The sequence below is a fragment of the Chromatium okenii genome (genome assembly GCF_002958735.1).
Taxonomy (GTDB): Bacteria; Pseudomonadota; Gammaproteobacteria; order Chromatiales; family Chromatiaceae; genus Chromatium; species Chromatium okenii_A.
In genome coordinates this window covers 254,909-274,783 of sequence record NZ_PPGH01000034.1, presented here as the reverse complement: position 1 = coordinate 274,783, position 19,875 = coordinate 254,909, and the positions used below count along the sequence as shown (strand labels likewise).

Genomic DNA, 19,875 nt, shown 5'->3' with positions numbered 1-19,875 from the left:
ATTAAAATGCAACGCTATAAGATAATGAAAATACATTAACTTGGCGTTCACTGCCGTCTTCGGTGAATGGCGGATCAATAAAGCTCGCAGCGCTGCCTGTGCGGGTGTGTTGCCATTCTGCCTTAATTTTGCTGGTTGGTGACAATTGGTAAGATATGCCAAGTGCAACTGAATACTGATCAAAAGCACCTTGCAAATCCGCCTCTGTACGCTGGCTGGCATTGATCAGCGCAGCGCCGGGAATGAAATCAGGAACACGATTTTGATTGACTGCGGTATAAAATCCCAGCGCCTGCGGTGCAGTGCGAATTCCTGCCCAATACACATAAGGTGTCCAGCGTCCTATCTGTTTCAATACGGCAATATAACCCGCGCTGGTATCCGGTCCCATAATGGCGTTGTTAATTCGGCGGCGACCATATTCACCAATTAAACGGAAATCATTCGGCAAGGTAATTTCTGCGCCGAAAGTCAAGACATCAATAATCAGTTGATCTACAGTTGGAACTGCCGGACCGGGCATTTCCTCAAAGATTTTGAAATAACCAATGTTTGGCGCAATGAATACAAAAGGCGCATCACTTGGCAATGGTCCATAATCAGAAACTAGCTCGGCACGATGCACACCGATACGCCAAGTATGTTTATCAGTGTGTAATGTCGCTGTTAATCCAATCATATTCATATCCACGCCGATATACAGCGCCCCAGCAGTGAAATCTGGCGGAACGCTCTCACGTAAAAAGTAGCGCCAATCGCTATGCGCAGTACCAAGATAACCTTCTAATGTCCATTCATGGTTATCATTCAACCAAGTCTTTGTAAACGCAAATCCTTTGACATCTGTGCTTGGCAACAGCGAATACATTTCGGGTGGTAAATGCGCAAAATCAAAGGTAACACTGACATCACTATTCGCAGAATACAGCAGCAATGGCAATCGCAATTTACCCACCCGCAATAGCCAATCATCGGTTGGTCGCCACGAAATAAATGCCCAACTTAGCGTTGGTTCCCAAGCATTATCATCATGCGTTGAAGGCGCACCTTTAGCTTGTAGTGTCAGATTCCAATTGTTGAAGATGGAAGTTTCCAATTGCAAGCCCAGCAACGAATCCCGATTGAACGTACCGCCATCATTTAGATAACGTTGATAATTAAAATCTTGATCGGAAATTGCTGCGCTGAGAGTTGCAAAACCGGAAAGCTGCGTTTCGGCAGCCGCTGTAGCAGACATCAATACTGATAACGCGCTGGCGCACAGTATTTGCGTTTGTTTTAGCGATATTTTCATCATTTTTTTAGCAACACTTTAACTTCTGGTGTCAATTCCATTTCATCAACATAACCAATTGCACCAAGGTTTTGAATCACGAACTGTAATACATCATCAGAACTTTTTAGTTCTTGCGGTGGTGCGCCCTTGCCAATGTAACGACGCACCGTCCAATAGCCAATATATTCCGCTTCATCCTCTTGCAAATAATTGCGCAGAAAGCCAATGCGCAATTCATTACCGGGAGAAAGATTGACTGGTGTTACACGAATGCCATTGATCGTAACTGTTTTACCAGTATAAATCCGTTGGAGGGTGATTTGATCGAGGGATGGTGTGTCAACATGACCGATGATGACGGGATCAGCGCCTGTAACAAAAATCACAAATAGTAATAACAAAAATAGCGGAATTTGCATCTTTTTCCTCAAAAAGTGAGGCTGTAAGACAGCGAAAAAACATTGATTTCGCGCCCGCCACTTTCTTCACCGGTGGGTGCGTTAACAAAGCTCGATAACACACCAGTGCGGGTGTAAAGCCATTCCGCTTTAATCACGGTTTTTGGTGATAAATGATAAGCGGTTCCTATTCCTAACGAATACTGATCAAAGGGTGCGAGTAAATCAGCACCAGCGCGTTGTGTCGCATTAAGAACTGCGGCTTGTTGTGCATCAACTAATTCGGCGGGAATACGATTTTTATTCATGCGCAGCATTAAATCTAATGCCTGTTGGCTTGAACGAATCCCTGACCAATAGACGTATGGTGTCCAGTGTTTAATGCGCTTTGATAATGCTAAATAAGCGGCGTGTGTATCTGCACCAACGACTGCATTAGAAAATCTTCGCCGCGCATATTCGCCAATGAAATCTATTTTGCCCGGCAGCGCAATTTTTGCCCCCAGCTTTAATACATAAAGATCGTAATAATCGTCGTAATGAATTGGCGGGCCGGGCATGGCATCAACGATTTTGTAATAGCCAATATCGGTATTTGGAATGAGTTGCACGAAAGGAAGCTGTGTGGGTGAATTTCCTACATCCCAAAATGCTTTGGTGCGATGTAGACCAATTGACCACAGATTATTCCGTTCTCGTAATGACAATACTGAACCGAGCATTGCAAAGTCATAGCCAAGAAACATTGAACCAGATGAAAAAAGCGGGGGCATTTCATCGCGCAAGTAATAGCGCCATGCAGTGTGCGTTGTGCCAGCGTAACTTTCTAATGTCCATTCACGCGCACCATCAAACCAAGTTTTGGTGAATGACAAGCCATTAACATCAGTGGTCGGTAATAGCGAATACATTTCAATTGGTAAACGCGCAAAAGTAAACGTGGTTCCGACATCGCTATTTGCGGAATGCAGCATTAACGGTAAGCGCAAGCGCCCAGCGCGAATTAATAGGTCATTATTCGGTCGCCATGAAAGAAACGCCCAACTTAGCGTTGGTTCCCAGTTGTTATCGTTGTCATTCGCTGGCGCTAATTTGGTTTGCAGCGTTAATCCCCAAGCTGGCGTTAAACACGCATCCAATTGAATGCCGAGTAATGAATCGCGCTCCAGTGTTCCGCCATTGTCAATAAAACGTTGATAAACAAAATTTTGATCGGAAATTGCTGCGCCAAAAGTGCCAAATCCAGACAGTTGCATCTGGGCATGAGCGGATGTAGCGAGAAGCGCCAGCGTCAATAGCAAATGAATTACGCGAAAGAAAAAGTGCATGTCAGTGCTCGCCGTCGTTTTGGTTATCAAGCAAAGTCAGTGCTAAATCAAAATCAAAACGCTCAATTGCCTGTTTTACTTGGCGAAAGATGGCGACCGGCAAGAAGCTGGCAAACCCAGCAGACTGTTGTCGCCATAATTCAATTGCTTCGGCATCACCTTCAGCCAGCAATTTCAGTAATCGTTCGCGCTGCATCTTAATCTCATCCATTTCCACAGGCGTAACGGCAGTCGCCGCAGTGGACATTTCATCTGCGGCGTTCATTTCTGCTACGGCGGAAAGTGGCTCAAGTAATGGAATTAATTGCGTATTTAGTGCATCAAGGTTGGTCATTGCCGCTGGCAAGTCATGCGTTCGAATGCTTTTCTCCAACACTGCCGCTGCCTGCTGCACCATCGGCATTCCCAGCGAGCCAGCCAAACCTTTTAAGGTGTGCGTTAACCGATGCGCGGTTTCCCAGTCTTTTTGTTCTAACAAGGTGCGTAACGTGGTTGGCGCAGCATGGAATTGGTTGTAAAAACCGACGAGTAAACCGCGATAAAACAATAGATTACCACCAGTACGCGCCATACCCTGCTCGGCATTCAGTCCGGGGATTTTTAAATCTCCCCAATTGTCTTCTTTTGATAAATCCCCCCAACCCCCCTTTTCCAAAGGGGGGCTTTCTGGTGACTTTGGCACAGAGGGGCTTGGTGACAATTCCTGTTGCAAAGAAGGACTTGTGTTCTCCCCCCTTTGCAAAAGGGGGGCCGGGGGGGATTTAGATTTCGGCGCAGCGCAATAGCGTTCTAAAATGGCGAATAATTCAGCCGGATCAAAGGGTTTTGATAAATAAGCCTGCATTCCCAGCGCCATTCCGCGCTGGCGCTCTTCAATCAGTGCATGTGCAGTCATGGCGACAATCGGCAACGCGGAATAACGAGAATCAGCGCGGAGTTGCTCGGTGGTTTGGTAGCCGTCAAGCACCGGCATCTGCAAATCCATTAACACCAGCGCGTAATAATCCGCTGGCTGCGCCGCTAAAAGTGCCAGCGCCTCACCGCCATGATTGGCAACATCCACCAGTACGCCTTGCGCCTGCATGAGCTCCAAGGCAATTTGTTGATTTAACAAGTTATCTTCCACCAGCAGCACACGAAATCCGGTCAAAGCGGCTGGTTGCGGCTGCGTTCCCGTTACTGGCAGTTGCGGCGCGTGAATCTGACGGTGTAGCCATTCGCGCAACGTCTGCGGCAACACCGGTTTAGTTATAAAATCAAACACATTAAATGGTTGCGCTTGTTCACGAATTTCGCTGGGATCACAGGCCGACGCAATTAAGATGTGCGGAATGACCATCTGACGGGTGCGCAGTTGACGCAATACGCCCAATCCGTCCATGCCCGGCATCATCCAATCGAGAATCAAAATGTCATAAGGATCATGCGCCAGCCCCGCCATTTCTAATCGCTCCACTGCCTGCATTCCGCTGGCGCAGTCATCCAAACGCATGATACCCAAATGCCGCAACAACCCGACTAACGCCATTCGTGCCTCGCTGTAATCGTCTACGACCAACACTCGCAATTGTGCCAATTGTGTTTTGTTCACGTCACTGACCAGCGGTTTCGGCGTGCGCGGCAGGCGAATCGTGAAATAAAAAGTGGAACCTTTTCCGGGCTGGCTCTTCACTGCCAGCTCTCCGCCCATCATTTCCACCAATCGTTTGGCAATCACCAAACCTAAACCGGTGCCGCCATATTTGCGGGTGGTGGAACTGTCTGCTTGGCTGAACTCAGCAAACAGCCGTGAAAGCTGCTCGGCGTTGATGCCGATGCCGGTATCTTCGACTGCGAAATGCAAGGTCACTTCTGAGCTGGATTCGCAAATCGGTTCCAAAATCAACTGCACATGTCCGGCGCTCGTGAACTTCACCGCGTTCGAGAGCAAATTGGTTAACACCTGCCGCAGCCGCAGTGCATCGCCAAACAGATCGCCGTGTTGACGAATTGCCCACAGTCCCCGCGCATCAAACAGCAATTCGATCTGTTTTTCCTGCGCGTGTTGCTGCACGAGCAGCAGCGCCTCGCTGATGATCTGTTCCAGTTGAAATGGTGCAGGATCAAGCTCCAATCGCCCAGCTTCCACTTTGGAAAAATCGAGAATGTCGTTCAGGATGCCGAGCAGTGATTTGGCGGCAGATTGCGCCTTGCTGAGATAGTCGCGTTGTTGCTGCGTCAACGCAGTGCCGAGTGCCAAATACAACATGCCGATGATGGCGTTCATCGGGGTGCGGATTTCGTGGCTCATATTGGCGAGAAACCGACTTTTCGCTTGGGTTGCCAATTCAGCGCGTTGCCGGGCGGTTTCGAGTTCCTGCTGCACTGCTTCGTGACGACTAATATCGCTGGCAATCGCTCGCGCCATGTCATCCAGAATCGTGCCCAGCATGGTCAATTCCTCCACGCCGCGCAGCGACCCGACGCGAGCGTTGTATTGCCCTTCCGCGAGCCGTCCAGCAATCAACCGCAATTTGCGCACCGGCCACAATACATGACGCGATAACACATGAATTTCGATCAAAATCACCACGGTCATCACGATCAAGCCCAAAATCGACGCTAAAATCCAATCTTGTAAACGAGCGCGTACCTGTTGCAATTCGGCATTGGTACGTTCATCGACGCGCTTCAGCAGAAAGTCGATGCTTTCTGATAAACGCAGCCGCCGCTGGTTGTAGTCACGGCTTGAAATCAATTGACGGGCAAATTCTCGATCTGGTTGTCCATCAGAAACAAAGGTTTGTGTTTTCTGATCGTACAGTCCTTGCGTGGCCGCAAACGCAATTTGTTCAACTTCTTTCAATGCTTCGGTTGCCACAAACACTGCATCCAGTGCTGCCAGCTCCTGCGCCTGAAAACCGAGTGAGAACATGCGCTGGCGCAAGGATTTTTGTATTCCGGTCAAGGACAAATGATGCGTTTCCTCTTCGGCAATCACCTGTTCCCAATAAATGATGGCATCGCCACAAGAAGGCTCAGGTTTTTCACCTTCACGAATAGCGAGAATGTCGTAATAAGCCAGCAAAAAACGCATCTCGCCGGAATTGGCATATAGCCCGACCAATCGCGCCAGCAGTTCTGATTCCCGCCGCAGGTTTTGCACCAATATCAGCGCCCGTTGCCGATGCTCTTGTGCGGCGCTGAGATTGATGTGCGCATTCCAACAAACAGCGTAAATGCGCCATTGACGGCCAGCGTCAACAGCAAGATTGCGGAAAATAACAGGGAAAGGCGACTGAGTTTCATTAGCGATCATCGCGGTTGAGTGCACACTGGACACGCTGGATCAGCGCGTAAACGCAGACTGCGCCAGCGCATCGTCAAGCCATCCAGCACCAGCAGTTGCCCAATGAGCGGCGTACCGATGCCGGTTAAAATTTCAGCGTTTCAGCCGCTTGGGTGCTGCCGATAATGCCGGCGATGGGCGCGAGAATGCCGTTGGTGGCGCAGGTGTCGTCGTTGAAATCCTCAGAATCAGGATACAGGCAGCGATAACAGGGATCGCCGGGCTGACCAGAAAAGACGGTGACTTGTCCTTCCAGCCGCAGCACTGCGCCAGAAACCAACGGGCGCGCGCCGCTACACAGGCTGCATTGAGCGCAAAACGGTGGCGAAGTTGTCGCAGCAATCCACGACGACATCGACTTCCGCCAGCAGCGGCGGCAAATTGTCTGCCGTTAACCGGTGCTCAATCGTCACCAGCTCTACTTCAGGATTTTGTTCTGCCAGCGCCAGCTGCGCGGACTGCGCTTTCAGCATTCCGATGCGCGAGGTGGTGTGCACAATTTGCCGATGCAGATTTGACAGCTCCACGGTGTCACCATCCGCCAGCAGTAATCGCCCAACGCCCGCTGCTGCCAAATACAGCGCCACTGGCGAACCTAATCCGCCCAGCCCCACAATCAGCACCCGCGCTGCCTGTAGCCGCTCTTGTCCCGTGATCCCGAAATTCGGCAGCAGAATTTGGCGGCTGTAACGCGATAATTGGTCATTGATCATCTGTGTTGCGCGAGAAATCATCTGCTTAGAGCGTAACGCAGCGCACCATGAAGCTGATCTCGCATCCTCCGTAAAGTTATAGTTGTAATTGATAGGATAATCATCGCTCACAGCGCATTGCAGCGCGGAACGATGGCGGTGAAATTCTCAGTCCAACGGATACCAAATTGATGCACGAGCTTTCACTGTGTCAGGCATTACTCGATCAGGTCACACAAATTGCTGCTGAACATGGCGCAACCAGCGTGACGCGCATCGTGCTGAAAATCGGTCCGTTGTCGGGAGTGGAAGCAGTGTTGCTGCAACATGCTTATCCGCTCGTTGCCGTCGGGACTTGCGCCGAACACGCCGAATTGGTGATTGAATCCGCCGCGATTCGCGTCGCTTGTCAAGACTGCGGCGCAGAAACCGTCGCCACTCCGAACCGGCTGTTTTGCAGCATTTGCGCCAGCACACACACCCGTCTTATCAGTGGTAACGAATTATTGCTGGCGCATTTAGAACTGACCGTGCCGGATGAAATACCAGCACTGCCGCATTAACGACAGTGCCACCGTGATTGGTGTATTTTTGCGCATCTGCTCGCGCCGCACCAAACGGCAAATAGCGCGTTAATTCCTTCAATAATCACAGGATTTGTAATGACTGCACACCGACAGCTCGGCACTCGTCCGCTGGCGCTCACTGCTGCCGAAGCCGCCCAGCTTCAGACGCTGGCGCGAGCAGTGATTGATACCGAAGCTGCCGCCGTTGCTGCGCTGCGCGACGATTGATGCAGCATTTGTGACTGCGTGCGCGTACATGCTCGCTTGCACCGGGCGCATTGTCGTGCTCGGCATGGGCAAATCCGGTCACATCGGCAGCAAACTCGCGGCAACCTTGGCGAGTACCGGCAGTCCGGCATTTTTCGTTCACCCCGGCGAAGCCAGTCACGGCGATCTCGGCATGATTACGCCTAGCGATGTCGTGCTGGCGATTTCTAATTCTGGCGAAACTGCGGAAATTTGACGATTTTACCGTTACTTAAACGCCTCGGCGTACCACTGATTGCGTTGACCGGACGCCCGGAATCAACGCTGGCGCGAGAAGCCACCGCACATCTTGACGTGAGTGTGACCAGTGAAGCCTGCCCGCTCGGACTCGCACCAACGGCGAGCACCACTGCGACCTTGGCGATGGGCGATGCGTTGGCGATTGCGCTGTTGGAACGGCGCGGCTTTACCGCTGAAGATTTCGCGCGGTCGCATCCGGCTGGCAGTCTCGGACGGCGTTTATTGCTGCATGTTGGCGACGTGATGCACTGCGGCGAGCATGTGCCGAGCGTGACACTGGGCACCTCGTTATTGGCGACGCTGGAGGAAATGTCGCGCACCGGCTTGGGCATGAGCGCAGTCGTCGATGCTGACGGTTTATTGATCGGCATTTTCACCGACGGCGATTTGCGGCGAGCGTTGGATCGCGGCGTGAATGTGCATCAGACGCAGATTGAAACGGTGATGACGCGCCAGTGCACAACGATCACGGCTGAGGCGCTGGCTGCCGAGGCGCTGCACTGCATGGAAGCGAAAGCAATCAATAGCTTACTGGTGATTGATGCCGCGCAGCGCGTGATTGGCGCGTTGAATATGCACGATCTGCTGCGGGCTGGCGTAGTTTAGAATTGGCAGGTTAATTGTTTTTTACCGTCAAGGGGTTATCGGAACATGCACAATTTACACCACCGCGCTTCCACATTCGCTTGGTCATTTTCGATGTCGATGGCGTACTCACCGACGGCAGCCTGTATCTCGGCGATGACGGTCAGGAATACAAGGCGTTTTATTCCCGCGACGGTCTGGTATGACGCTGCTGCAAAGTACTGGAGTGCGGCTGGCAGTGATCACCGGACGCAGTTCGCAAGTGGTGAAAATGCGCATGGAAAGCCTTGGCATTTCAGAGATTTATCAGGGCTATCAAGACAAATTGCCCGCGTATGCAGAACTGAAACAACGGCTGGCGCTCAGTGATGCAGAAATTGCTTATGTTGGCGATGACCTTGTGGATTTGCCGATCATGCGCCGCGTGGGGCTGGCGATTGCGGTCACGATGCGCATCCAAATGTGCTGGAGCTGGCGCATTGGCGCACTCGATCGCCGGGCGGTCGCGGCGCAGCGCGGGAAGTGTGCGAATTTATTCTTTCTGCGCAGGGCAATTTGGATCGCGTGCTGGCGCAGTTCGCGTGAATTGACTGCGCATGATGATGTTTGCGGCACTGCGCACTGAACGGCGACGACTTTGGTCACAGCGACAATTGCTGTTGATGGCGGGATTTGCTTTCGGTGTGCTGGCATGGTGGCAATTGCACACGCATCCACCGGAATTGCTGCCCGTGATTCGCGCTCGGCTGCCTGATCATGTCGTGACCCAGTTTAGCGGCGTGGAAACTGACACCAACGGTCAACTTAATCGGCGGTTTGCGGCGGCGGAACTGCGTCATTTTGCTGCGGAAAATCTGTCAGAACTCGATCAACCGCGTGTGGAATTGTTGCAGCCGAACGGCGTGACGTGGACGGCGCACTCGGCGAGCGGCATCGTGTTTGCTGATGGCAAGCAAATCAGATTGCTGGGTGAGGTGCGCGTGGAACGACAGGGAACGGCGCAGGTGCGGTCGGCGCAGTTGACTACGACACAGCTTGACGTGTGGCGCGAACAGTCGCTGGCAGTGTCAACCGTGCCGGTACGCATTGAAAGCGAAGGCGATACGTTGACGGCGAACGGAATGCAACTGTGGTACGGCGAGCCGAGTCGCACCGTGTTTCAAGGCAATACGCGCATTCAGTTTGCACCGTCGAAAAATCATGTTGAGCCTGGGATGACATGCACCATGAGTCGAGCGCGTCAAACTCTGTTCATCGTTATTGGACTGCTGGCGCTGAGTTGGCTTGCGCCAGCGTGGGCGCTCAAAACCGATGCGCAGCAGCCGCTGTTGATTGAAGCCGATGATGTGGAAGTGCGTGAAGCCGATGGCACCAGCGTTTATGTCGGACATGTGCAGGTCACGCAGGGCAGTTTGCGGCTCAATGCCGAGCATGTGACGGTTTATCATCAGGAAGATCGTCAACCGCGCTTTATCATCGCGCTGGGTGCGCCGGTGAAATATCGCCAGCAACTTGATGATCAACAAGGAGAAGTTCAGGCGTTTGCCAAGCGGATGGAATACGACGCGATGAAAGACGAATTGATTTTAATCGGCGATGGATTGTTGATTCAGGGCGAAGATCGTTTGACCAGCGAGCGCATTATTTACGACCGCGCTCATGCACAATTCCGCGCTGGCGGCAGCGGGCGCGTCAAAATCACGATCACGCCCGATCAACCACCGACGAAACCCACTGAAATGCTGAAGAATGACCGTGCTGTGCGCTGAACATTACACAAGGGTTATCGCGGTCGTGAAGTGCTGCGCGGCGTCAGTGTCGGCGTGAATCCCGGCGAAGTGGTGGGTTTACTCGGTCCAAACGGCGCAGGCAAAACCACCTGTTTTTATCTCATCGTCGGGTTAATCGCAGTCGATCAAGGGCGCATTTTGCTCAATGGGCAGGACGTGACGCATCAGCCGATGCACCGCCGCGCTCGCGCTGGGTTGAGCTATTTGGCGCAGGAACCGTCGGTGTTTCGCAAACTCACTGCTCGCGCCAACATCCTCGCCATTCTGGAATTGCGCCGCGATTTGACGCGCCAGCAACGTGAATTGCGCTGCGATGAACTGCTGGAAGAACTGGGCATTGCGCATGTCGCAGCTCGCTGGCGCTGAGTTTGTCTGGCGGGAACGGCGACGGTTGGAAATTGCGCGGGCGCTGGCAGTTGATCCGAGCGTGATGTTGCTGGATGAGCCCTTTGCGGGCGTCGATCCAATTGCGGTGGGCGACATCAAAGCGATTGTGTCGCATTTACGCGACCGCAACATTGGTGTACTCATCACCGATCATAACGTCCGCGAAACGCTCGATATTTGCGACCGGGGCTACATCATCAACAACGGCACAATGATTGCCGCAGGTGTGCCGAGCGAATTGTTAGCCGATCAGCACGTCCGCGACGTGTATCTCGGCGCTGATTTTTCAATGTAAATCGAGCGGTTTGCGCTGGCGCGATACGCAGTGATAATCGTTGTCAACAACCGACTGAACAGGATGTTCCATGTTAGAATTTGCTAAATATGAAACGCCAATTGCCTGTACCACCAACCGAATGATCGCTACCTCTCCACGAGATTTTTCAGACGCATCCACGCTCCAATGAAGCAAACGATTCAGCTTCGTCTTGGTCAACATCTCACGATGACGCCGCAATTGCAGCAGGCGATCAAACTGTTGCAATTGTCTGCGCTCGAACTCCAGAAAGAGATTCAGGAAGTCCTTGATTCCAATTTGATGTTGGAAGAAGGCGACGAGACCGAGCGGTTTATTGCCAATGAAATGAGCGATATGCGGCTGGCACCGACCACTGACAGCGAGCCGGAGTACCGCGAAGAAGCGCGGGTCGATCAAGAGGTTTCGGCAGCGTCAAACGATATGCCGGATGAATTACCGGTGGATATTCAATGGGATGATGTTTACGACAGCTATTTGCCAACGACTGGGCAAGGCAGCGATACCGATGCCGATTTTGATCCGCTTACCCAGCAAAGTCGTCCGCTGTCTTTGCACGATCATCTGGCGTGGCAGCTCAATCTCAGTCGCTTGAATGAACGCGATTTTATGATTGCGCAAACCATTATTGACGCAATTGATGCGGATGGTTATCTGCGCAGCGATGTTCCTGATTTATTTCTGACAATTGATGATCCGAGTGTTGCAGCGGAAGACGTGCAAACGCTGATTTATCGTGTGCAATCACTTGATCCCTCCGGCGTGGGAGCGCGGGATTTACAGGAATGTTTATTGATTCAATTGCGGCAGTTGCCAATAGAAATGCCATCACGCCAATTGGCAATTCAGATTTGCCACAATGGTTTTGAGGCGTTGCCGCGCAAAGATGTGAATGCGCTAATGCGGCTGTGCGAAGCAACTGAAAATGAAGTGACTGAGGCGCTGGCGCTAATTCGGTCGCTGCAACCGCGTCCAGGTTCGGTGATCGAAACTGCGCCAGCGGAATACATTGTCCCCGACGTATTTGTGCGCAAAGCAGAAGGGCGTTGGTATGTCGAACTCAACGCCGAGGCAACGCCCAAACTGCGCGTTAACGCTGAATATCTCAATTTGATTCGCCGCAGCGATCAAAGTGCTGACGGCAGCATTTTGAAAAGTCACTTGCAGGAAGCGCGGTGGTTTATTAAAAGTTTGGTCAGTCGCAATGAAACGGTGCTGCGCGTCGGCGCAAAAATCGTTGAAATGCAACAGGATTTTTTTGAACAGGGCGATGAAGGAATGCGCCCGATGATTTTACGTGACATTGCTGAGGCGTTAGAGCTACATGAATCCACCGTGTCGCGGGTGACGACGCAGAAATATATGCACACACCACGCGGAACCTTTGAGTTCAAATACTTTTTCTCTTCGCATGTCAACACCGCCTCTGGCGGCGAATGTTCGTCTACCGCGATCCGTGCCCTGATTCGCAAACTGATTGCATTAGAGTCCACCAGAAAGCCCTTGAGTGACGATAAAATTGCCAAGGATTTGGCTGATCAGGGGATCAAGGTTGCGCGCCGAACCGTCGCCAAATACCGCGAGGCTATGGGCATCCCACCCTCGAATGAGCGCAAACGTCTGAATTAGCAGGCTGTTTGAATTTTAAGGAGCGAGAAAATGCAGATTAATTTGACGGGTCATCACATCGACATCACTGACGCCCTCAAAAGTTATGTCGAGAACAAACTCGAGCGCCTGTCGCGCCATTTCGACCACGTCATCAACGCCCACGTGGTTCTCACCGTGGAAAAACTCGAACAGAAGGTTGAAGCGACGCTGCATATCAACGGCGGCACCATCTTTGCTGATGCGACCCATGAAGACATGTATGCGGCGATTGATGCCCTGATCGACAAGTTAGATCGTCAGGTGCTGCGCTATAAAGAGAAGAAGGGCAATCACCGTGGCAATGCTGCGAAGATGATCGAGACAGAGGAATAGTCTCGGTTGCGTTGATGTTCTGAATACAGAATGCTTGACAACGCAAATACTCGACACCTCGAGCGGCAGTGTGATGCGCCATTCGAGGTGTTTTTTATCAGGATTTCGGATCGATGAGCGCCAGCAGCGGCAGTCACTCGGCGAGTTGAACTCGCCTCGGCTGCGTTCACAAATACTCGGACTTGGCGTCATGTTAAGCACAGATTTGATTAACGAGACCCGCGTGATTTGTGGTCTTGAAATTACCAGCAAAAAACGGTTGCTCGAAATTCTCGCGCAGCTTTTAGCCAGCGCCCATCCGCGCCTAGATGCTGAAGTGGTGTTTGAACGCCTGTTAGAGCGCGAACGGCTAGGCAGCACAGCTTTAGGTCATGGCATTGCTTTGCCTCATGCCCGCACCAAAGATGTCACCGAAGTCATTGGCGCACTGGTGCAGTTGCAACGCGGCATTGATTATGACGGCGCTGATAGTGATGAACCGGTGGATTTGGCGTTTGCTCTGCTTGCGCCGGAAGCAGCAAATGATGAGCATCTGCGCCTGCTTGCACAACTGGCTGGTCGCTTCAGCGATCCCAGTATTCGTGAACGCTTGCGGCAAGCCGATTCCCCGTCGGGGCTGTTGCAAGCACTCAACATTTCTGACTCGTGATGATTGATAGCCTGCAAGCTCTCATCGCGCAAACTGGAACCCAGCTCAAACTCCATTGGGTGACGGCAGAACCGGATATGCCGCGTTCATTGCGGGGGATTGGGCCGGAGCAAACGCGCCAATCTTTAATTGGCTCGCTCAACTGTATTCATCCCAATCGGTTACAAATCATCGGTCAGCAGGAACAAACGTATTTAAGTGCGCTGGGTACAAATGCGTTTGCCGACACGGTGGAAAAACTATTTTCCGATCATCCCGCCGCAGTGATTTTTACCGATGGTGTCATGCCCGATGCCGCACTGCTCGCAGCCGCCGAGCGCACCCAAACGCCGCTGCTCGCCTCCACGCTCATCGACCAAGATTTGATTAACCATCTGCGCTATTTTCTGACTCACGCGCTCGCCGAACGCAAAACGCTCCACGGCGTATTTATCGAAGTGCTGGGAATGGGCGTGCTGTTGATCGGCAATCCGGCAGTGGGAAAAAGTGAGCTGGCGCTGGAGCTGATTACTCGCGGTCATCGTCTGATCGCCGACGACGCGCCGCGTTTCGCCCGCATTGCGCCAGATGTACTCGAGGGCACTTGCCCAGAATTGCTGCGGGATTTTCTGGAAGTGCGCGGGTTGGGCATTCTCAACATTCGCGCCATGTTCGGTGAAGGTGCAGTGTTACGCAGCAAAACACTCAATCTTATTATCGACTTACAGCCACTTGATCAACAGCAGCTCGCCTGTATTGATCGACTCACTGGCAGCCTCACCATCGCCAACATCCTCGAAGTCACGGTTCCGAAAGTGTTGATGCCGGTCGCGCCCGGACGCAATCTCGCCATTTTGGTTGAAGCCGCAGTGCGCCATCAGATTCTGCGCATTCGCGGCTACGATGCGAGCGAGGATTTCACCAATCGCCAAGCGCGAGCGATTGACGTTGACCAATCCGATCCACCTATGGCGCTGCGCTGATTTGTTCGATCACGCTGCGCTCTTCGTTTTAAGCCTGATGTGAAGCCACATCTATGAAACTGGTTATTCTCAGTGGACTTTCTGGCTCAGGAAAAAGTGTTGCATTACATACACTTGAAGACCTGAGCTATTACTGCATCGACAATCTACCGCTCTTTTTACTGAAAGATTTGGTGCTGGGATTAGGGCAAGCCACATTGGATGCCAAATTCACGCACGTCGCCGTTGGCGTAGACGCTCGCACCAATCCAGATGAACTGCGCTTGCTGCCGGAATTAATCGCCACTGCGCAAACAAAAGGCATTGATTGTCAATTGTTATTCCTTGATACGCAGACCGAAACGTTGATCCGCCGGTTTAGCGAAACTCGCCGCAAACATCCGTTAACACGCGGCGACCGTTCACTCAGCGAGGCGATTGCGCTGGAGCGCGAACTGCTGGAACCGATTCGCCACTGCGCCGCAATGTGCATCGACACCACGCAAACCAATGTGCACGAACTGCGTGATCGGGTGCGTGGCTGGCTGGTCGGCAGCGCCTCACCGAAAGTGTCAATGCTGCTGCAATCATTCGGTTTCAAACACGGCGTTCCGCAAGACGTTGATTTTGTGTTTGATGTGCGCTGTTTACCCAATCCGCATTGGCAACCGCAACTGAAACCACTGACCGGACGCGATCCTCTGGTGGTAGATTTTTTAGAAGCGCATCCCGACGTGTTGCGGATGCGCGATGACATTCAACGTTTTCTTCAGGCGTGGATTCCCGCATTTGAAACCGACGGACGCAGTTATTTGACCATCGCCATCGGTTGCACCGGCGGTCAACACCGCTCGGTGTACATGGTCGAAACGCTGCGTCGGGATTTTGAACAGGCCGGTCATCAGGTGATCGTGCGGCATCGAGAATTGCCATGACGGTGGGAATTGTGCTGATCACCCACTGTCCGCTGGCTGGCGGTTTGCTTCGCGTTGCCGCTGACGTGCTTGGAACCTATCCCAGCAATGTAGAAACGCTCGAAGTGATTAACGACACGCCATGCGAAACCCTGATTACAGAAGGGCTGCGTTGTATCGCGGAAGTCGATCAAGGCGCTGGCGTATTAATTTTGACCGACTTATTTGGCGCAACTCCAGCAAATGTTGCGTTGCGATTATTGGCACAGCGCGAGCAAGTGCGGGTATTGACCGGCATCAATTTACCGATGCTGCTGCGGGCGCTCAATTACGCGCATCTCACTTTGGATGCAGTCAGCGAAAAAGCCTGCGCTGGTGGACGCGAGGGTGTGCGTTTGTGTGCAACGTCCGGCGATCAATGCCAGACCACAACAACAGTTGGAGTCTCGCTGCCATGATGCGTAAAACCTGCCAAATCGTGAATAAGTTGGGGTTACATGGTCGTGCTTCTGCCAAGCTGGTGCAGTGCGCAGGACGTTTCCAAAGTCACATCGAAGTCGAACGCAATGAGCTGCGCGTGAATGGCAAAAGCATCATGGGCGTGATGATGTTGGCCGCCAGTCAGGGCACATGGATCACGATTGAGGCGGTTGGCGATGATGAAGCAGAAGCAGTGGACGCACTGGAGCAATTGATCCGCGACCGTTTTGGAGAGGGGCAATGACCACGGCATTTCAGGGGATTGGTATCGCGTCTTCATGCGCCATTGCGCTGGGACCTGCATTTATTGATGTGCGCGGGCGAACCGTCGTTGCACCTCTCGCCATTCTCGCTGAACAGGTCGAAAGCGAATTAAGGCGTTTAGATATTGCCGTCGCCGCTGCCCGCGAGGCACTCAACGTAGTGCGCGACCAAATTCCGCAGCACACGTCGATCAAAATTGCCGAGTTCATCGACGCGCATTTGCTGATGCTGGAAGACGCAGCGTTGATTGGCGAAGTGCGGCGCATCGTGATGGAGCAAAACTGTAATGCAGAGTGGGCGTTACAGCTCCAGCGCGATACGTTGATCCGCGTGTTTGATGCGATGGACGATCCTTATCTGCGCACTCGCCGCGATGACATTGAACACGTCGTGAATCAGATTCAGGCGTTTTTGCGCGGTGATGCCGCACTGCCTGAAGCAAAACTTGCCGACCTCAACGGCTGCATCGTGGTCGCGCACGATCTCACGCCAGCGGACACCATTGTGCTGCGACAGCGTGGCGCAGTGGCATTCGTCACTGAATCCGGCGGACCGATGTCACACACCGCAATTTTAGCTCGCAGTCTCGGCGTTCCGGCAGTGATGGGCATTCACGACATCACCCGTTATCTGCATCCACAGGAATTTCTGGTCGTTGACGGCGCGACTGGCACGGTGCTGGCAAATAATGATGCGCGGACGCTGCATTATTTTCGTGGTTGCTTAAAAACGATTAAAACGCGCCAGCGGCGGTTGCGCGAACTGGTCACGCGCCCCAGCCGCACTCGTGACGGCGTGGCGATCAGTTTGCTGGCGAATTTGGAATTGCCAGAAGATGTGCGCGTTGCCAAAGCCAATGGCGCAGTTGGAGTGGGACTGTATCGCACCGAATTTCTGTATATGAATCGCCGCGATATGCCGATGAAGAGGAACATTTTGCGACCTACACGGCGATGATGGCGGGACTTGAAGGCATTCCGATCACCATTCGCACTCTTGATCTGGGCGTCGATAAGCATTGCGCAGCATTCAGTACCGCCAGCACTAATACTTGCAATCCTGCGCTTGGACTACGCGCCATTCGGCTGTGTTTGAAAGAGCCGGAGCTATTTCGCCCGCAACTGCGTGCCATTTTGCGAGCGTCGGCGCTCGGTCCAGTGCGTTTGATGTTGCCATTAGTGACGAATGTCCACGAATTGGACACGGTGTTGGTTCTGCTGGCACAACTGCGTTCGCAGCTTGATCGTGAAGGCTTGCGTTATGACGCTGCGATGCCGATTGGCGCAATGATTGAGGTGCCGGCAGCGGCGTTGTGCGCTCGTGCAATGGCGCAGCGAATAGATTTTTTATCGATTGGAACCAACGATTTAATTCAATACACGCTGGCGATTGATCGGTTAGATGATGCCGTGAATTATCTGTTTGATCCGCTGCATCCAGCAATTTTACGGCTGGTGCGCATGGTGATTGACGCCGGACGTTCGCTGGATATTCCCGTCAGCATGTGCGGAGAAATGGCGGGAAATCCGCGTTTTACGCGCTTGTTGCTGGGGCTGGGTTTGCGAGAATTCAGTATGCAGCCGGGCGCATTGTTAGATGTGAAAGAAATCATTTTGGGCGCAGATGTCAAAGATTTACAGCACCGCACGGCGCAACTGTTCGCGCATCTCGACGATATTGAGCCAGCGCAGCTCGTCGATGCACTGAATCAAAGTTAATACAAATCAGGGTTTTAGGTAATGACGCCGCACTTAAAAATGCACTGTCATCTGCACCCAAGCATGATATTTATCGTCATTGCCGTCGCTGTTATGACCTGCCGCATCCAGTCCCGGATTGTCACCAATCGCTGAAGCAATCGTCGCTTGCGTTTGAAACAGCGGCGAAGGTGCCCAGCGCAAACTCAAGCCAACGCCTTGTAATTGATAAGTATTCGGTTGATTGGCGACCGTCTGCCAATTTTCCCACGGCTGGGCGTGTTGCTGAATCCAACCCACGTCATAAAAACCGCTTAATCGCCAACTGTCGCGCAGTTGCCAGCGCATTTCGAGACTGAGCAGCCCGCCGTTATCGCCGCTCGCCTCGCTGGTTGGATAAGCGCGAACGCCGTAATAACCGCCCAGTGTGAATTTTTCAGAACTATCAAGATTGGTCGGCGTCCACTGCGCCAGCAGAGTGGTTAACAACGTCACCCGTTGACTGAGCGGTTGTTCACGCGACAGCGCCAGATGGAGCTTTTGATAACTGCCGTGCGTTTGCGCCGTGAGTTGATCGCCCGTGAATTGCTCTGGACGGCGCGTCAAATCGAGATCACCGATGTTGAGCGTGAGATCAAAATTGTTAATCCCGCCACCCAGCCAGTGATCACGCAGCATCGACGTTAAACCGAGATAAGCGACGCGAATTTGCTTGTCGCCGAGCGTGATTTCATCCATGCGATCAACCATGCGTTTAGTTTCCAATCCGGCGGTTGCCGTGAGCGAAAACCGACTGCTGCGGCGCAACGGTTGCGTGAGCACCACGCCAGCCGTGGTTGATCTGCCTTTGAGATCAAGCGGACTGATTGACGGTTGGATCGCGTATTCCAGCGCCGAAGCGTTGATTTCAATCCGTCGCCCAGATGATCCCAGCGGCGTGGATGCGCCCAACCACAAATACCGATCTCCCTGTGATTTCAACAGATTAAAGCGCAATTGATCGCCACGTCCCAACGGGCTGTCAATCGAACCTGCGACGAAGGTTTGCCACATGTCGGTGGCTTTGGAACCGGTGTTATTTAATGACACATCGGCCTGCGCCAGCGGCGCTTCTTCAACGCGAATCACCGCATCGCTTTCACCGAGATTCGTTCCCGGTTCGAGCAAACTTTGCGCCTGCGCCACGCCGGGTAATTCGTTGAGAATCGCCACTGCTGCGGAGAGTTGTTCTGGGCGCAACGCTTGACTGGGCACGGCACGCTGCGTCACCACGCCACGCAATACTGAAGTGTTCAACCGTGTTGGCGCGGCAGCATCAAGTTTGACTTGACCGAGTTTTGCTTCAACAACTTTGATATTGATGATGCCGTCATGCACCGTTTGCGGCGGCAAATAGGCGTAAGCGAGATAATCGTGCTGGCGGTAGTAATCGCTGATTTTGCGAGTGCCAACCTGAAGTTGCGCCAGCGTCACCGGATGTCCGACATATTCTTTAAGCAGCGCCTGAAGTTCAGCGTCTGGAAAGCGACCGGCATCAATGCGGAAACTATTTACTAACACCGTTTCACCCGCTTTTTCCGGCAGCGGCACGTCCTCGGCATCGGGTTTCACCGGCAACAGTGGTGCTGGCGCATTCTGCGTTTTGCCGGTAGTGCGTTCAATTTCCCGCAGCAACGTTCCGGCATCTGGCAAACGTTGTGCCTGCGCAGTCACGCTGATAAAGAGCATTAACCCAGTCATAACAACAAAGTAGCGGCGCGACATCGTTGGTGTT

15 protein-coding genes and 5 pseudogenes are annotated in these 19,875 nt (G+C 52.6%); 13 read left to right on the top strand and 7 right to left on the bottom strand.

The features are described from left to right. Position 1: 1 nt before the first annotated feature. From CXB77_RS07365 to CXB77_RS07345, 5 genes and pseudogenes are all read right to left on the bottom strand, one after another. Positions 2-1,294 (bottom strand): hypothetical protein, encoded by a 1,293-nt coding sequence (locus CXB77_RS07365; protein ID WP_197711025.1) that lies wholly within the window; start codon positions 1,292-1,294, stop codon positions 2-4. Then, entirely contained in the window at positions 1,294-1,695 is a 402-nt protein-coding gene (locus tag CXB77_RS07360; protein ID WP_105073496.1) for a hypothetical protein, read from the bottom strand. The genes CXB77_RS07365 and CXB77_RS07360 overlap by 1 nt, the downstream gene beginning before the upstream one ends. Positions 1,696-1,703: 8 nt before the next feature. Further along, a complete protein-coding gene (locus CXB77_RS07355) occupies positions 1,704-3,002 on the bottom strand; it encodes a hypothetical protein (protein WP_146108753.1) in 1,299 nt (432 codons plus the stop codon). Position 3,003: 1 nt separating this feature from the next. After that, positions 3,004-6,300, bottom strand: coding sequence for a hybrid sensor histidine kinase/response regulator (locus tag CXB77_RS07350; protein WP_242445534.1), 3,297 nt, complete (start codon positions 6,298-6,300; stop codon positions 3,004-3,006). Then, positions 6,297-7,043: pseudogene (locus tag CXB77_RS07345) on the bottom strand (HesA/MoeB/ThiF family protein). The gene CXB77_RS07350 and the pseudogene CXB77_RS07345 overlap by 4 nt, the downstream one beginning before the upstream one ends. A gap of 170 nt (positions 7,044-7,213) precedes the next feature. On the opposite strand from CXB77_RS07345, the gene CXB77_RS07340 reads away from it, so the two are divergent. From CXB77_RS07340 to lptB, 5 genes and pseudogenes are all read left to right on the top strand, one after another. Continuing rightward, positions 7,214-7,585 carry a hydrogenase maturation nickel metallochaperone HypA gene (locus CXB77_RS07340; RefSeq protein WP_105073370.1) on the top strand — a complete coding sequence of 124 codons (372 nt, stop codon included), beginning with the start codon at positions 7,214-7,216 and terminating at the stop codon, positions 7,583-7,585. Positions 7,586-7,684: 99 nt separating this feature from the next. Beyond that, positions 7,685-8,701 (top strand): annotated as a pseudogene (locus tag CXB77_RS07335) (KpsF/GutQ family sugar-phosphate isomerase). 74 nt (positions 8,702-8,775) lie between these two features. Then, a pseudogene (locus CXB77_RS07330) lies at positions 8,776-9,265 on the top strand (KdsC family phosphatase). A 17-nt stretch (positions 9,266-9,282) separates the two neighbouring features. Next, the gene (gene lptA / locus CXB77_RS21525; protein ID WP_242445533.1) at positions 9,283-10,449 is read left to right on the top strand and encodes a lipopolysaccharide transport periplasmic protein LptA; all 1,167 of its coding nucleotides are present in this window, start codon (positions 9,283-9,285) and stop codon (positions 10,447-10,449) included. A 30-nt stretch (positions 10,450-10,479) separates the two neighbouring features. After that, positions 10,480-11,152: pseudogene (gene lptB, locus CXB77_RS07315) on the top strand (LPS export ABC transporter ATP-binding protein). Here the strand turns inward: lptB and CXB77_RS19655 are convergent. Next, on the bottom strand, positions 11,144-11,314 hold the full coding sequence (locus CXB77_RS19655) for a hypothetical protein (protein ID WP_172452584.1): 171 nt from the start codon (positions 11,312-11,314) through the stop codon (positions 11,144-11,146). The pseudogene lptB and the gene CXB77_RS19655 sit on opposite strands and share 9 nt — an antisense overlap. A gap of 6 nt (positions 11,315-11,320) precedes the next feature. Here CXB77_RS19655 and CXB77_RS07310 point away from each other — a divergent pair, with 6 nt between their 5' ends. From CXB77_RS07310 to ptsP, 8 genes and pseudogenes are all read left to right on the top strand, one after another. Further along, positions 11,321-12,802, top strand: coding sequence for an RNA polymerase factor sigma-54 (locus CXB77_RS07310; RefSeq protein ID WP_105073369.1), 1,482 nt, complete (start codon positions 11,321-11,323; stop codon positions 12,800-12,802). Between the two features lie 30 nt (positions 12,803-12,832). After that, on the top strand, positions 12,833-13,156 hold the full coding sequence (gene hpf, locus CXB77_RS07305; protein ID WP_105073368.1) for a ribosome hibernation-promoting factor, HPF/YfiA family: 324 nt from the start codon (positions 12,833-12,835) through the stop codon (positions 13,154-13,156). 34 nt (positions 13,157-13,190) lie between these two features. Further along, a complete protein-coding gene (locus CXB77_RS07300) occupies positions 13,191-13,805 on the top strand; it encodes a PTS sugar transporter subunit IIA (protein ID WP_347338078.1) in 615 nt (204 codons plus the stop codon). Then, positions 13,805-14,767, top strand: coding sequence for an HPr(Ser) kinase/phosphatase (gene hprK, locus CXB77_RS07295; RefSeq protein WP_105073366.1), 963 nt, complete (start codon positions 13,805-13,807; stop codon positions 14,765-14,767). Before CXB77_RS07300 ends, hprK begins: the two co-directional genes overlap by 1 nt. A gap of 53 nt (positions 14,768-14,820) precedes the next feature. Further along, complete coding sequence (rapZ, locus tag CXB77_RS07290) at positions 14,821-15,681, top strand: RNase adapter RapZ (protein ID WP_105073365.1); 861 nt, start codon at positions 14,821-14,823, stop codon at positions 15,679-15,681. After that, positions 15,678-16,118: a PTS sugar transporter subunit IIA gene (locus tag CXB77_RS07285; protein WP_105073364.1), complete on the top strand. Its 441-nt coding sequence runs from the start codon at positions 15,678-15,680 to the stop codon at positions 16,116-16,118. The genes rapZ and CXB77_RS07285 overlap by 4 nt, the downstream gene beginning before the upstream one ends. Then, positions 16,115-16,384, top strand: coding sequence for an HPr family phosphocarrier protein (locus CXB77_RS07280; protein WP_105073363.1), 270 nt, complete (start codon positions 16,115-16,117; stop codon positions 16,382-16,384). Before CXB77_RS07285 ends, CXB77_RS07280 begins: the two co-directional genes overlap by 4 nt. After that, positions 16,381-18,122 (top strand): annotated as a pseudogene (ptsP, locus tag CXB77_RS24560) (phosphoenolpyruvate--protein phosphotransferase). Before CXB77_RS07280 ends, ptsP begins: the two are co-directional and overlap by 4 nt. A gap of 33 nt (positions 18,123-18,155) precedes the next feature. Here ptsP and CXB77_RS07270 read toward each other — a convergent pair. Then, entirely contained in the window at positions 18,156-19,865 is a 1,710-nt protein-coding gene (locus CXB77_RS07270) for a ShlB/FhaC/HecB family hemolysin secretion/activation protein (protein WP_105073362.1), read from the bottom strand. Between the last annotated feature and the right edge of the window lie 10 nt (positions 19,866-19,875).